Genomic DNA, 13,569 nt, shown 5'->3' with positions numbered 1-13,569 from the left:
TCAACTGCGCCCCACCACGCGAAAGCGCTCGGCGTTCGCCTGCAGCCATTGCTGGGCCAGCGCCGCGGCCGTGGGCGATGCGTGCTCCTGATCGGGGTGGAAGTCGCTGCGCAGGTAGCGCACCAGCGCCGGCAGCGAGCGCCAGGCCACGCCATCGCGCCCCCAGAAGAACCGCAGCGCACTCCAGGCCGTGGAGGCGCGCCACAGCGTGCCGTCGCGCTGCAGGTTGAGCACCGTCTGGCGCATCGCATCGACGGTGAATACCAGCGCCACATACAAGTACCAGCGCACCCGCCAGGCGTTACTGCCGCCCGCGGCGCGGTAGAGGTCGAAGGCGACGGCACGGTGCTCGGTCTCCTCGGCGGCATGCCAGCGCCACACGGTCTGCAGCGTGGCGTCGGCGCCATCGAGCCAGCGCGCATGGCGCAGCGTGCCGTCGGCCAGCAGGGCCGTGAAATGCTCGTAGGCACAGGTGACCGCCAGGGCGTGCAGCGGATTCTTGGTGCGCAGGTGCAGGCGGGCAATGCGTCCGCGCGCCCAGTGCTGCCAGTGGTTCTGCAGGCCCTGGCGCTCCAGCTCGGCGTTGTAGAGCCCGTGCAGATGCCGGTGCGTGGCTTCCTGCCCGATGAAGCCGCGCAGCAGGGCCTGGAAGCGGGTGGCCAGCGGCCCATGGGGGTTGCCCAGCAGCGGCGTGGCATCGCGCACGGAATCGATGAAGAACTGCTCGCCCACCGGAAAGCTCATCGACAGCGCATTGAAGAACTGCGTGCGGAAGGCATCGCCTCCGTGCCAGTGGCGGGCGAAGCCCTTTTGCAGGTCCACTTCGAGCTTGCGCACGGGGAGGGTGGTGGCGGCTGCTGCGGCGGGCGCGGGGGAGGCGGGGATCTCGGACATGGGAGGCGACTTTCCAGAAACGGCGGTGGCCCGGCAACGCCGCCGGGCTCCGTTTTCTGAGGATTATTCAGTTTTAGACCGGACGCGCTACTCGCCTACCGCTCAGGTTTTTCGGGGCAGCCCGATCACCTGGAATAAGGCTCCAGGACCGCGTGGATACTGCATTTCAGGCGTGAGCCGATCGTGCGACCGTCCAGGCCCTGGCCGACGTGCTCATGTTTGGGAAAAGGTCGCTGTGCAGGAACTGCCGTGCGATACGCTGTGCGGGTGGACGCCAGTCTTCGCCGGGCCGTCTGCAGCGCGTTCCGCCCCGCACGCCCGGCACCAACCGAGGCCGCCGATGAAGATCGAGATTCCCGAAGCCAAGACCCTCGTGCACACGATGCGCTTTCCCGTGCGCTTGGGCGACATGGACGCCATGGGCCATGTGAACAACACCGTGTACTTTCGCTATCTGGAGACGGCCCGCATCGACTGGCTGGTCGCGGCGGGCTGCAACCCCGACCCGCAGGGCCAGGGGCCGGTGATCGTAAATGCCTTCTGCAATTTCTACCAGCAGCTCGAGTACCCGGCCGAGGTGCTGCTCAAGCTTTACGTGAGCGACCCGGGGCGCACCACGTTCGAGACCTGGGGCACCATGGAGCGCGCGGACCAGCCCGGCGTGGTGTGCGCGGCCGGCGGTGCCACGACCATCTGGGTGGACTTTCCGCGCAAGAAAGCCGTGGACCTGCCGGCCTGGGTGCGTGCGCTGGTCGGCGCGTGACGCCGTCGTCATCGGGTTCGGCGGCCGGTGCCACCGGGCCGCTCAGGTCACGGGCGCGGGATTGAACAGCACGAGGGCGTTGTGCAGCTTCCACTGCTCGGCCCAGGTTTTCTTGCGCCCGCTGGCCACCTCCAGCATCAGGTGGAACATCTCCCAGCCCACGTCCGCGATGGTCGCCTGCCCGTCCGCGATGCGCCCGGCGTTAATGTCCATCAGGTCGTGCCAGCGCCGCGCCAGGTCGCTGCGCGTGGCCACCTTGATCACCGGCACCTCGGCCAACCCGTAGGGCGTGCCCCGCCCGGTGGTGAACACGTGCAGGTTCATGCCGGCCGCGAGCTGCAGCGTGCCGCAGATGAAGTCGCTGGCCGGCGTGGCGGCATACAGCAAGCCTTTCTGCGTGGCCTTGTCCCCGGGCGAGACCACGCCCGAGATCGGGGCACTGCCCGATTTGACGATGGAGCCCATGGCCTTTTCCACGATGTTGGACAGGCCCCCTTTCTTGTTGCCCGGCGTGGTGTTGGCGCTGCGGTCCACCCGGCCCTTGTCCAGGTAGGCGTCGTACCAGGCCATCTCACGGATCATGGCCTGGGCCACTTCCGGGGTGCTGGCGCGCGAAGTGAGCTGGTCGATGCCGTCGCGCACCTCGGTCACTTCCGAGAACATGACGGTGGCGCCCGCGCGCACCAGCAGGTCGGTGCAAAAGCCCACGGCCGGGTTGGCGGTGACGCCGCTGAAGGCGTCGCTGCCACCGCACTGCACGCCGACCACCAGTTCGGCGGCGGGCACGGTCTCGCGGCGGCGGGCGTTCAGGCGCTCAAGGTGCTTTTCCGCCTGCCGCATGACGGAGTCGATCATGGACATGAAACCCACGTGGGCGTCGTCCTGCAGGCAGACCACGTCCAGCTTGGGTTCGGCGCTGGTGCCCACGTCGGCCACGCTGCGCTCGTCCACCAGCGGGATGCTGCCCGGGGGCAGCAGGCGCTCGGGCTGGAGCTTCTCGCAGCCCAGGCTGACCACCATCACCTCGCCGCCGAAGTTGGGGTTCAGGCTGATGTTGCGCAGGGTGCGGATGGGAATGACGGCGTCCGGCGCGTCGATGGCGACGCCGCAGCCGTAGGTGTGCTCCAGCGCCACCACGTCGTCCACATTGGGAAAGCGGGGAAGCAGTTCGGCCTTGATGCGCGCGACGGCGAATTCGGTGACGCCGGCCACGCACTGCACGGTCTGGGTGATGGCCAGGATGTTGCGGGTGCCGACCGAGCCGTCGGCGTTGCGGTAGCCCTCGAAGGTGTAGCCGGTGAGCGGGGGCAGGGGCTCGGGGCGCACGGTGGCCAGGGGCAGGCCCTCCAGCGACAGGGCATCGGGCATGTGCAGCAGGCGCTCGTGCACCCAGCTGCCGGCGGGGATGGGCTGGATCGCGTAGCCGATGGGCACGTTGTAGCGGCGCACGGCGCCGCCCTGTGGGATGTCTTCCAGGGCGACTTTGTGGGCCTGGGGCACGCGGTCGACGAGCGTGAGGCCCGAGGCCAGCACCGTGCCTGTGGGCAGGCCCCCGTCGTTGGCGACGATGGCCACGTTGTCGGCCGCGTGCATCTGCACGGTCAGGGGCGGGCGGGCGGGTGAAGCGGAATCGGTCATGGGGCGGTCGTCGTGGGTGGGGCGATGTTCTGGGGGCTTTGCATGCGGCATGCCGCTCGATTGTCGATGGCGCCGGGCTCACGCGCGGGTGCCGAACTCCGCTGCTTCGCGCGTCCAGCCGCGGGCCTGCTCGCTCAGGCTCAGGCCGAGGCCCGGGCGCGTGGGCACCATCATGCGGCCGTCGCGGATTTCCAGGCGCTCGTTGAACAGCGGCTCGAGCCAGTCGAAGTGCTCGACCCAGGGCTCGGTGGCATAGACCGCGCCCAGGTGCACGTGCAGTTCCATCGCGAAGTGCGGGCCCAGGCTCAAGCCCGCGTGCTCGGCCTGCGCGGCGATCTTGAGGAACGGGGTGATACCGCCCACGCGGGGTGCATCGGGCATGAGGTAGTCGGCCGCGCGGTGGCGGATCAGCTCGCCGTGTTCGGCCGCGCTGGTGAGCATCTCGCCGGTGGCGATCGGCGTGTCGAACTGGGCGGCGAGCGCGGCGTGGCCTTCGAAGTCATAGGCGTCCAGCGGCTCTTCGATCCACACGAGGTTGAAGGGCTCGAAGACGCGGCACATGCGCTGCGCGGTGGGGCGGTCCCACTGCTGGTTGGCATCGACCATGATGGGCATCGCATCGCCCAGGTGCTTGCGGACCGCCTCCACGCGCTGGATGTCGAGCGCATGGTCGGGCTGTCCCACCTTCAGCTTGATGCCGCCGATGCCGCGCTCGCGCGAGGCGCTGGCGTTGCGCAGCAGCTGGTCCAGCGGGGTGTGCAGGAAACCGCCCGAGGTGTTGTAGCAGCGCACCGAGTCGCGCTGCGAGCCCAGCAGCTTGGACAGCGACAGGCCCGCGCGGCGCGCCTTGAGGTCGTACAGCGCCACGTCGAAGGCGCCGAGGGCCTGCACCGCCATGCCGCTGCGCCCCACCGACGCGCCGGCCCAGCAGAGCTTGGTCCACAGCCGGGAAATGTCGCTCGGGTCTTCGCCCAGCAGCGCCGGCGCGACCTCCCGGGCGTGGGCGAACTGCCCCGGCCCGCCCGCCCGCTTGGAGTAGCTGAAGCCCAGGCCCCGGTGGCCGTCCTTGCTCTCGATCTCGGCGAACAGCATGGCGATCTCGGTCATGGGCTTTTGCCGTCCGGTCAGCACCTTGGCATCGCTGATGGGGTTGGCCAGGGGCAGGTAGCACGACGAGATGCGGACCCAGGCGATGCTGTCGCTGAAAGAGGAGGGGGACGAAGAAGCGGTCATGGTGCAGTGCAGGTCATTCGGGCAAAACGGGGCGCAGGCCAGGCGGGGCGGATGGGGGTCAGTCGATCGAAATCTTTCCGGTCTCGATCACCTTCTTCCAGCGGGCGAACTCCTGCTGCTGGAAGGCGGCGAACTGCTCGGGCGTGTTAGTGACCATCTCGAAGCCGATCGACGTGAACTGCTCGCGCACCTTCGGGTCCTTGAGCGCCTCGACGAACGCCGCATGGGCCTTTTCGCGCACGGCGGGTGGCAGCCCCTTGGGTGCGACGATGGCCTGCCAGGAAGCGACCTCGACATTGGGCACGCCCGCTTCGGCCAGCGTGGGCACGTCGGGCAGCACCGGCGAGCGCTTGGCGCTGGTGATGGCCAGCGCGCGCATCTTGCCGGCCTTGATGTATTGCGATACGGCGTTGATGTTCTGGAACGAGGCATCCACCTGACCGCCGATCAGGTCGGTGTGGGCCGGTGCGCCGCCCTTGTAGGGAATGTGCACGCCCTTGGTGCCCGTCTGCTGCCAGAACAGCTCGGCGGTCAGGTGGTCGCTCGAACCGTTGCCGGCCGAGGCGAAGCTCATCTTGCCGGGGTTGGCTTTCTCGTAGGCAATGACGTCCGCCACGGTCTTGTGCGGGGAGTTGGCCGGCACCACCAGCACGTTGGGCGACTGCACCGCCACGGTGATCAGGTCGAAACCATGCAGCGCGTCGTACTGCAGGCCCTTGAGCAGGTGCGGCACGATGACCAGCGGGCCCAGGGAGGTCACGAGGAAGGTGTAGCCATCGGGGGCCGCCCGTTGCACGAACGTGGCGCCGATCGTTCCCGTGGCGCCGGGCTTGTTGTCCACCAGGAAAGACTGCTTGAACTTCTCGGTCAACCGGGGCCCCACGGCGCGTGCGACCTGGTCGGTCGATCCGCCGGGCGGGAAGGGCACGACCAGGGTCACGGGTTTTTCGGGCCAGGCCTGTGCCTGGGCGCCGAGGGCCAGAATGCCGAGGGAAATGGCTGCCAGGAATCGTTTCATGATTTGTCTCCTTGGTGGAAATGCGAACGTTGTCATTTTTGGGCGAGGGAAAATCACTGCCAAAAACGTTACAGGATCGACATGTTTTTATGATTTTTTCAGTTGTGCTGTGTGCGCGCATTAGAAATGATATCGTTGTCATTTCCGGTCGGCAAGCTTTTCTGCTGGGGGTTTTCCCCTTGTCCGTGGCTGCCGCTGGCGTCCCGCAGGCGCCCTGGAGTGCAGTCGTGCACTGGCGACGGGCGGTGGCGTGGAATGCGGTATGGTCCTCGTCTTTCGCCCGACCGGTGTGCTCCGAAACCCATGAACGCCCCCTCCAACTTCAAGGCGGCCACGCTTCACGACGTGGCCAAGGCCGCTGGCGTGTCGTTGATCACCGCCTCGCGTGCGCTGAGCAATCCGGGAGTGGTGTCCGAGAAGACAAAGGCCCGGGTGCAGCAGGCCGTCGAGGCGACGGGCTACATCCCCAACCTGCTGGCGGGTGGGCTCAAGTCTCGCCGCAGCCTGATGGTGGCGGCCGTGGTTCCGGCGCTGTCGGTGTCGCAGTTCCTGCCCACCGTGCAAAGCCTGACGACCACGCTGGCTGCCGAGGGGTACCAGCTCATCCTGGGTCAGACCGCCTACGACGCCGAGCGCGAAGAGGTCGTGCTGAACACCATGATCGGCCGCCAGCCCGACGGGCTGGTGATGACCGGGCTGGTGCAATCGCAGCGCGCGCGAGATCGGCTGCGCCGATCCGGCATTCCCGTGGTGGAAACCTGGGACCTGAGCGACCGCCCCGTGGACATGGTGGTGGGCTTTTCGCACCTGAAAGTGGGCAGCGCGGTGGCGGGGTTCTTTCTGTCCCGGGGCTGGCAGCGCGTGGGAATTGCCACGGGCGGCGACCACCGTGCCATGCTGCGCCGCGAAGGTTTCGTCGCCACCCTGGGGCGGGACGTGCCGACCGCCACGGTGCCCGCACCCAGCAGCCTGGCGCTGGGGCGAAGGGCCCTGGCGGAGCTGCTGGAGCAAGAGCCGCGGCTGCAGGCCGTGTCGTGCAGTTCGGACACGCTGGCGCACGGCGTGCTCGTCGAGGCCGCGGCCCGCGGCCTGCGGGTGCCCCAGGACCTCGCCATCTGCGGCTTCGGCAATGCCGATTTCAGCGAGCACATGCTGCCTTCGATCACCACCGTGCATGTCGATGGCCCGGAGATCGGTCGGCTGGCGGCGCAACTGGTCATCGACCGCTGCCGGGGGAACGCGGGCCCGCAAACCATCTTCGATCTGGGCTTTCGCCTGATCGAGCGGCAATCGACGGCACCCGCCGGCTGAAGGGGCGGATGGTTGGGGCCAGGTGACGCTCGCACCCTTGCCGCCGCCACTGTTTCTGAGCACCATTCAGTTTCCGGGGCGTGGCCCTGCCGTACCCGCGTCCATCGCTCGAAAGCCGCCCTTGAAGAAATCTCCATCCCCCGACAGTTCCTCCGGCATGCGCCGCCAGCCCACGCAGGCGCGGGCGCGCCAGACCATCGAGGCCATCTTCGGCGCCACCGCCCAGATCGTGGAAAAGGAAGGCGAGGAGGGCATCACCACCAACAAGGTCGCGCAGGTGGCGGGCTTTTCCATCGGCACGCTCTACCAGTATTTCCCCTCGAAGGAGGCCATCGTGCTGGCCATGGTGGAGCGCGAGCGCAACCGCGTGCAGCAGCAATTGCGCGAGCTGTTGGACGAGGCCGTGGCCCAGCGGCGTGAGGTGCGGGCCGTGCTGCGCGACGTGGTTCGGCTGTTGGTCGCGGCCTTCGGCACCGGCGGCCATTCGCGGGTTCGGCGCGGCATGGTGCGGCTGGGCTGGCGCATCGACCACCACGACCGCGTGACGGCCGCGCTGCGCGAAGGGGCGGAGCGCAATGCCCTGGCGCTGGCCCGCCTGATCGAGGTGGGCGATACCTCGGTGCGCGCTCCCACGCCGGCCATGATGTTCGTTGCCACGCGCGCCATCATGGGCGCCATCCGCAGCGCCGCGCTGGAGGACTCGCCCCTGCTGGGCCAGCCCGCGTTCGAGGACGAACTGGTGCGCATGCTGTGGGGCATGTTGCGCGCCGACGCGGGGGATTAGCGCCACCCCCTTTTGCTGCCGTCGGCAGAGGACTCAGGAAGAGGGCACCGCAGCCTGCTGGGGGTAGAAAATGGGTTGCGCCGGATCGCGGTGCCAGTCGTACTCGGCGGCGAGGGCGGCCGTTTCGGCCACGGCACGGCCGGCCAGGCGAGCGACCAGGTGCCATGCCATGTCGGTCCCTGCGGACACGCCCGCCGAGGTCACGTACTTGCCCGCATCCACCCAGCGCGAAACGTTGTCCCACAGCACCGCGGGACCGAAGCCCGCCACCCAGCCGAAGGCCTGGTGGTTGGTGGCAGCCGGCCGCCCATCCAGCAGGCCGGATCGCGCCAGGATGGCCGCGCCGGTGCAGACCGAAGTGACCACGGCCACGTGCTGGTCCATGGCCTGCACCCATTGCAGCAAGGCCTGAACGGTTGCGGTGTCCGGGTCCATCAGCAAGGTGCCGACCCCTTGTCCGCCGGGGATCATGAGCAGGTCCAGCGGCTGCTCCAGCGCCTCGTCGCGGAACAGATCCGGCGCCACGCGGGGGCCGTTGAAGCTGGCCACCGGCGCGGGAACCGGCGTGGGGCTGGCACCGTTCGCGGCCGGCCTGCACTCGTTGGAGATCAGCACGATCTCGAACGGCAGGGCCGGCGCATCGGCATAGGAGGTACCGATGAAGCGTGCGATGGAAAACGCCTCGATGAAGCCCCACACGTCGAGCGGCTCGAACTGGGGAAACACCAGAATCCCGATGCGTTGGGTGCGTGGAAAGGCCGTGGCAGGTGTGGAATGGGATGCTGCAGGCATGGTGGGAAAGCGTTCAATGGCAAGGTCGGCTCGCCCGCCCTCGTGGGGGCTGCCGTCGATGGGAAAACCGATCAGCAGGCAGACCGGCTGCCCCGCCGGGGGCAGGGGGGCATCACCTGCCAGGGAGACGAGAAACCGCTGGCTGCGCTGTGGCTGCGCCGCGGTGAAGGCGCGCAGCGGGTACACCGCGAAGCGCGGTGATCTCCCGTCGGCCACGCGCGTTCCCGGACGGGCAGATGCGGCCGAGGTTGCCGGTGCATCCTGAAGATCAGGTCTCTCGGGGCATCAGGCCCGAGAACGTGGTGATGGCCGGCGGCGACCGCGGTTTTCAGTGCGTTTCTCTTGCTGATCATGTGGAGGTTCTCCAGTGTCGGGGGCGTCGGGCCTTGAGGTCAGTGGTGGCCCTTGCTGGCCCCGCCAGCGCCGTCCGGCAAGGCCACCCGCACGGATCTGCATCATTCCCTGGTCTTCGTGGTCCAGGATGTGGCAGTGCAGCACGTAGTCCCCGATGTAGCGCTGGTAGCGCGTTCGCACGATCAGCGTGTACTTGCCGTTGGGCTTTTCCTTGGTTGCGATGTTCTTCACCCAGAGCGTGTCTTTCCACACGCCCTTGAGCGCGCGGTATTGCGGGTCGACGGTGCCGTCCGCCTTGTCGTCGCCGTCCGGTCCGGACACGTCCTTGCCGTCCGGGTCGAGGATCTTGACGATCTGGAACGGGTTCACATGGATGTGGAACGGGTGGCTCACGAAGTCCGATTGCAGCGTCCATTCATCCACCCCGCCCAAGGTCAGCACGCGGTCGACGCGGTTCGGATCGAAGGGCTTGCCGTTCACCTGGAACTGGATCGGCTGGGCGTTCAGGTCGATGTTGAATGCGAGGGTCTGCGTGCCCGTGACTTCGCTGTCCTGCACGGTGGGGTGGGGCACGAAGCTGGTGAGCTTCAGTCCATCCTTCAATTCAGCGCTGACCTGGGCCCGCACGTCCGAGGGCAGGTTGATGGCGGCAGCGGCGGCGAGTTCCGCTGCGAGGTACGCCGAAATGTTCTGAGGAACGGGATTGCCAGGGGCGACCTTGCTCACGGTGCCCAGCAACTGGCGCGACGGGGGCGCCTGGTTCACGCTGGCCGAAGCGGGCGAGGCGGCGTCGATCACGCAGTAGTCGCCCGCCTCGGGAAACACCATCAAGGTGTCCCAGCGGTAAGCCGGCTGGTACACCGTCTGCGTGCTGGGGATCGCCGCAGCGGTGGTCAGTCCGTCGGCTGCGATCAGGTGCTGGGGCAGCGGGGCGCCCGTGCAATTTTGTTCGATGTAGGCATCGTGCTCGCTGGCGCGCAGCGCCTGTGCGCTGCGTGCGCCCGGCCGCAGCTTGCGGAACTCCAGGTTGATGGTGTCGCGCACGCCGCCATGGATGGTGCGCCAGCGTTCGATCTGCCCGGCCTTCGCGCCCTCGAAGGTGGGCAGCACCTCGCCGTTGATGCTGGTGTAGCGCCCGGAGGCTGGCCAGGACCCGGGGCCGAACTGGTCCTTGTCCTCCTTGTCCACGGCCTTGTAGTGCTCGATGCCACCGACGTCGCCTTCGTTGCAGCGGTAGGTTCCGTCCGGGTTGAACTGGATGCGGTTGTTCTTGTCGCGGCAGGCGTACTGGATCTGCTGCAGCACCAGCACCCGTTCCTTGAACGATTGGCGGGCAGTGGGCCGCAGAAGGGTGTCCACATCGCCCGTCTGCGTGGGGGTCGGCGGCCGGTCGCCGCGGATGATGAGTGCGCCCGCCATACCGCTGGCTACCTGCAGCGCGGTGGAGCCATGGCGGTGCGTGTGGTACCAGAAGGTGCCGGCGGGATGGTCCGAGGGAATGTTGTATTCGTACTCGAAGCTCACCGTTGGGTTGATGGAGATCAGCACGTTGTCGCCATTGCCTGCCGGGTTCACCCACAGGCCGTGGGTGTGCAGGTTGGTGCCGTTGAAGCAGTGCGGCGTATTGACCCCGCCGGTGAACGTGGTACAGCTCGGGTCGGGCGGCAACTGGTTGTTCAGGCGGATGCGGATGGTGTCGCCGGGGCGGATCTCCAGCATGGGCGAGACGAAAGGCGCCTTGGGGTCGACGCGGGTGCCCTGGTAGCTGCGCAGGCGCACCTTGTCGAAGCGCTGCTCGGCCGGGTTCCAGAGCTTGCCGTCGGTGTAGACGACGTTCAGGTCCAGCGAGGCTTCGTGGGACACGGCGCGCGTGGCCGGGCCCGCTGCCAGCTGGAGCCTGCGAGGCGCCTTGCGCTGCAACTCCAGCAGGGGTGGGTTGGACACCTGCCGTGGGGTGTCTGACTGGGCCTGTGCGGGCAGTGCGGCGGTGCATGCCAACGCAACGGCAAAGGCGGTTGCAGACGCAGACGCGCACGCATTCCGAGACGCGAGTTCCATGGTTTTCCTCCCCCTCTTGCGGGTATTGCAAAGCCGAGGCGGCTGCTGGCTGCAGCTCTTGCCGTGTGATTGCTTTGTCCCAGTATGGCGGAGGCGCCTGGGGCGGGTCAACGCATTTCGAGGGCGCTATTTTTGGCGCGGCACGCGGCCCATCAGATAGAACTCGGGATTGGGCTGCATGCCCGCGAAGCTGGCCATGCGGTTCGACAGGCCGAAGAATGCCGTGATGGCGGCGATGTCCCAGATGTCCTCGTCATCGAAGCCGTGGGCGTGCAGCGCGGGAAAATCCGCTTCCTCGATGGCATGCGACTGGCTGCACACTTTCATCGCGAAGTCGAGCATGGCCCGCTGGCGCGGGCTGATGTCGGCCTTGCGGTAATTGACCGCCACCTGATCGGCCACCAGCGGCTTCTTTTCGTAGATGCGCAGGAGGGCACCGTGCGCGACCACGCAGTAAAGGCACTGGTTGGCGGCGCTGGTCGTGGTGACGATCATCTCGCGTTCGCCCTTGGTCAGGCTGCCTTCCTCCTTGAGCATCAAGGCGTCGTGGTAGGCGAAAAACGCACGCCATTCGGCGGGTCGCCGAGCAAATGCCAGGAACACGTTCGGCACGAAGCCGGCCTTTTCCTGCACTTCGAGAATGCGGGCGCGGATGTCGTCGGGCAGGGCAGCGAGGTCGGGGAAGGGGTAGCGGCTCAAGGGTTGTCTCCGTTGTGTTGTGGCTGGCGCGAATGGTCGCCTGCAACTTATCACGGATGCCACTGGGTCGCGCGCATCCCGGTGGAGGAGGGGGGCGCGGAACTGCCCGCCAGCGCATAGTACAGCCGTGTGGCCGCTGCGGTGACCGTCTTGGCCAGCGCCTGCAGACGGGCTTCGGGCAGGCGTGATTCCGGCCCCGAGATGCACACCGAGCCCATCAGCCGCCAATGCATGCCGAACACGGGCGCAGAGACGGTGGCCACGCCGTGCTCCCGCTCACCGATGGACCAGTGGTAGCCACGCTGGCGGATGTCTTCGTAGTCCGCGCCGGGCTCGCCCGAGAACGCCAGGATCACGCGGCCCGGCGAGCCCTTGTCGAGCGGCAGGCCTTCACCCATGCGGGCATGGTGGCGCAGCGCCTGCGGACCCTCCACCCGCACGAGGCAGGTGCGCACGTTGCCTTCACGCACGTAGAACGCGGCGCTTTCGCCCGTGGCCTGGGTGAGCTCGCGCAAGGCAGGCTCCAGCACGTTCTGCACGTCGAACCCCGCCTGGTAGCGCGCCCCTAGCCAGCCCGCCGCCGGCCCGAGGCGCCAGTCGCCGTCCTCGCGCTGCACCATGAAGCCGGACTGCGCCAGCGTGCGCGCCAGGCGCAGCACGGTGGTCTTGTGCAACCCGCAGCGGCGGCTCAGCTCTGCGAGCGGCAGATGCGATTCGCCCAGGGAGAACGCCTCCAGCAACTGGAGGGCGCGCGTCACGGCGATGACCCCGCCGGTTTCTTTCGCCATGGCCGAAGAGGAGGACATCGGGGCGGCGGATGCGGCCTCGCCAGGCCCCTGCGGCGCTGCGGAGGAGGCCTTTGGCCTGCCGCTTGTTGCGTTGCTCATGGTGCAATATGTTTCGCTGTATGAAACTGTATTGTATGGGTTGAAACGTTTTCGTAAAGTCTTGGCAACGCCTGAGAACAAGGCGCGACAGGTCCATCACAACGGAGACAAACCATGCCAACTTTCTCGCTGACCCGGCGCGCCCTGGGCGCACCTTTGTCCATCGCCCTGCTGGGCATCGCGGCAGTGGCCTTTTCCGCCGGCACTGCGCAAGCGCAGTCCGGCTACCCGAACAAGCCGATCCGCCTGATCGTGCCGTTCCCGCCCGGCGGCGGCACCGACATGATCGCGCGCACCGTGGCGCAGAAGCTGACCGAGCAGCACAAGTGGAATGTGGTGGTGGACAACCGCCCTGGGGCGGGCGGCAACCTGGGTGTTGATGCAGTGGCCAAGTCGGCGCCCGATGGCTACACGCTGGTGATGGGGCAGACCAGCAACCTGGCCATCAACCCCTCGCTGTATGCCAAGCTGCCCTACGACCCCTTGAAGGATCTGGTCCCGGTGGCGCTGGTGTCGTCGGCCCCCATCGTGATGGCCGCGCCCGCCAACTCGCCTTACAAGACGTTCGCCGATGTGGTCGCCGCCGCCAAGGCCAAGCCGGACGGCATCACGTTGGGTTACTCCGGCAACGGCACTGTCGCCCATCTGGCCGGTGAACTGGCAGAGAACGCCGCCGGCATCAAGTTGCGCCATGTGCCCTACAAGGGCGCGGCCCAGGCCATGACCGACCTGGTGGGCGGGCAGATCGACTTGTACATGTCGGCCGTGCCCACTCTGCTGGGGCAGGTGCGCAATGCCAAGCTGCGTGCGGTGGTGATCACTTCGCTCAAGCGATCCGACCAGTTGCCGCAGACGCCCACGCTGGCCGAGTCGGGCTACAAGGATTTCGAGGCCGCTTCCTGGTATGGCGTGCTGGCCCCGGCCGGCACGCCCGCCCCCATCGTGCAGCAGTTGAACAAGGCCATCAACCAGGCGCTGGCGCAGCCCGACGTGGCGGAAAAGCTCCGCTCCGAAGGCGGTGACGTGCTGGGCGGCACCCCCGAAAAGTTCGGCGCTCTGCTGAAGTCCGAAGTGCCCCGCTGGGCCAAGATCGTCAAGGATTCGGGCGCCAGCCTGGATTGACGCGGCGCCCTGCAAA

13 protein-coding genes are annotated in these 13,569 nt (G+C 67.7%); 5 read left to right on the top strand and 8 right to left on the bottom strand.

The features are described from left to right. Entirely contained in the window at positions 1–894 is an 894-nt protein-coding gene (locus tag AVMA1855_RS18955) for a metal-dependent hydrolase (protein ID WP_284426875.1), read from the bottom strand. A gap of 340 nt (positions 895–1,234) precedes the next feature. Between AVMA1855_RS18955 and AVMA1855_RS18950 the strand changes: the two genes are divergently transcribed. Continuing rightward, positions 1,235–1,657, top strand: a complete 423-nt coding sequence (locus AVMA1855_RS18950; RefSeq protein WP_284426874.1) for an acyl-CoA thioesterase — start codon at positions 1,235–1,237, stop codon at positions 1,655–1,657. A 42-nt stretch (positions 1,658–1,699) separates the two neighbouring features. On the opposite strand, the gene garD is transcribed toward AVMA1855_RS18950, so the two are convergent. The 3 genes from garD to AVMA1855_RS18935 all read right to left on the bottom strand — a co-directional run bounded on the left by garD (position 1,700) and on the right by AVMA1855_RS18935 (position 5,546). After that, positions 1,700–3,295 carry a galactarate dehydratase gene (gene garD / locus AVMA1855_RS18945; RefSeq protein ID WP_284426873.1) on the bottom strand — a complete coding sequence of 532 codons (1,596 nt, stop codon included), beginning with the start codon at positions 3,293–3,295 and terminating at the stop codon, positions 1,700–1,702. Between the two features lie 78 nt (positions 3,296–3,373). Beyond that, a complete protein-coding gene (locus AVMA1855_RS18940) occupies positions 3,374–4,528 on the bottom strand; it encodes an L-talarate/galactarate dehydratase (protein WP_284426872.1) in 1,155 nt (384 codons plus the stop codon). 58 nt (positions 4,529–4,586) lie between these two features. After that, positions 4,587–5,546 (bottom strand): Bug family tripartite tricarboxylate transporter substrate binding protein, encoded by a 960-nt coding sequence (locus AVMA1855_RS18935; protein WP_284400249.1) that lies wholly within the window; start codon positions 5,544–5,546, stop codon positions 4,587–4,589. Between the two features lie 303 nt (positions 5,547–5,849). Here AVMA1855_RS18935 and AVMA1855_RS18930 point away from each other — a divergent pair, with 303 nt between their 5' ends. Next, positions 5,850–6,857, top strand: coding sequence for a LacI family DNA-binding transcriptional regulator (locus AVMA1855_RS18930; RefSeq protein WP_284426871.1), 1,008 nt, complete (start codon positions 5,850–5,852; stop codon positions 6,855–6,857). A gap of 121 nt (positions 6,858–6,978) precedes the next feature. Then, the gene (locus AVMA1855_RS18925; RefSeq protein ID WP_284426870.1) at positions 6,979–7,641 is read left to right on the top strand and encodes a TetR/AcrR family transcriptional regulator; all 663 of its coding nucleotides are present in this window, start codon (positions 6,979–6,981) and stop codon (positions 7,639–7,641) included. 33 nt (positions 7,642–7,674) lie between these two features. Here AVMA1855_RS18925 and AVMA1855_RS18920 read toward each other — a convergent pair whose 3' ends face one another. The 4 genes from AVMA1855_RS18920 to AVMA1855_RS18905 form a co-directional block, all read right to left on the bottom strand. Beyond that, a complete protein-coding gene (locus tag AVMA1855_RS18920; RefSeq protein WP_284426869.1) occupies positions 7,675–8,649 on the bottom strand; it encodes a DJ-1/PfpI family protein in 975 nt (324 codons plus the stop codon). Between the two features lie 69 nt (positions 8,650–8,718). Then, positions 8,719–10,731, bottom strand: a complete 2,013-nt coding sequence (locus AVMA1855_RS18915; RefSeq protein ID WP_284426868.1) for a multicopper oxidase family protein — start codon at positions 10,729–10,731, stop codon at positions 8,719–8,721. A gap of 240 nt (positions 10,732–10,971) precedes the next feature. Beyond that, complete coding sequence (locus AVMA1855_RS18910; protein WP_284426867.1) at positions 10,972–11,544, bottom strand: peroxidase-related enzyme; 573 nt, start codon at positions 11,542–11,544, stop codon at positions 10,972–10,974. Between the two features lie 50 nt (positions 11,545–11,594). Then, positions 11,595–12,350: an IclR family transcriptional regulator gene (locus AVMA1855_RS18905; protein WP_284426866.1), complete on the bottom strand. Its 756-nt coding sequence runs from the start codon at positions 12,348–12,350 to the stop codon at positions 11,595–11,597. Here AVMA1855_RS18905 and AVMA1855_RS18900 point away from each other — a divergent pair. Beyond that, positions 12,331–12,564 carry a hypothetical protein gene (locus tag AVMA1855_RS18900; protein WP_284426865.1) on the top strand — a complete coding sequence of 78 codons (234 nt, stop codon included), beginning with the start codon at positions 12,331–12,333 and terminating at the stop codon, positions 12,562–12,564. The two genes, AVMA1855_RS18905 and AVMA1855_RS18900, sit on opposite strands and share 20 nt — an antisense overlap. Further along, positions 12,546–13,553, top strand: coding sequence for a Bug family tripartite tricarboxylate transporter substrate binding protein (locus AVMA1855_RS18895; protein WP_284426864.1), 1,008 nt, complete (start codon positions 12,546–12,548; stop codon positions 13,551–13,553). Before AVMA1855_RS18900 ends, AVMA1855_RS18895 begins: the two co-directional genes overlap by 19 nt. Positions 13,554–13,569: the final 16 nt, after the last annotated feature.

The organism is Acidovorax sp. SUPP1855, assembly GCF_030158955.1.
Taxonomy (GTDB): Bacteria; Pseudomonadota; Gammaproteobacteria; order Burkholderiales; family Burkholderiaceae_C; genus Paracidovorax.
This window is presented reverse-complemented; position numbering and strand designations above follow the sequence as displayed.

Excerpts from the sequence above, each read along its gene's own strand:
- garD (WP_284426873.1), bottom strand. The coding sequence starts at position 3,295 with ATGACCGATTCCGCTTCACCCGCCCGCCCGCCCCTGACCGTGCAGATG.
- AVMA1855_RS18930 (WP_284426871.1), top strand. The coding sequence starts at position 5,850 with ATGAACGCCCCCTCCAACTTCAAGGCGGCCACGCTTCACGACGTGGCC.
- AVMA1855_RS18940 (WP_284426872.1), bottom strand. The coding sequence starts at position 4,528 with ATGACCGCTTCTTCGTCCCCCTCCTCTTTCAGCGACAGCATCGCCTGG.
- AVMA1855_RS18955 (WP_284426875.1), bottom strand. The coding sequence starts at position 894 with ATGTCCGAGATCCCCGCCTCCCCCGCGCCCGCCGCAGCAGCCGCCACC.
- AVMA1855_RS18935 (WP_284400249.1), bottom strand. The coding sequence starts at position 5,546 with ATGAAACGATTCCTGGCAGCCATTTCCCTCGGCATTCTGGCCCTCGGC.
- AVMA1855_RS18895 (WP_284426864.1), top strand. The coding sequence starts at position 12,546 with ATGCCAACTTTCTCGCTGACCCGGCGCGCCCTGGGCGCACCTTTGTCC.
- AVMA1855_RS18900 (WP_284426865.1), top strand. The coding sequence starts at position 12,331 with ATGGCCGAAGAGGAGGACATCGGGGCGGCGGATGCGGCCTCGCCAGGC.
- AVMA1855_RS18905 (WP_284426866.1), bottom strand. The coding sequence starts at position 12,350 with ATGTCCTCCTCTTCGGCCATGGCGAAAGAAACCGGCGGGGTCATCGCC.
- AVMA1855_RS18950 (WP_284426874.1), top strand. The coding sequence starts at position 1,235 with ATGAAGATCGAGATTCCCGAAGCCAAGACCCTCGTGCACACGATGCGC.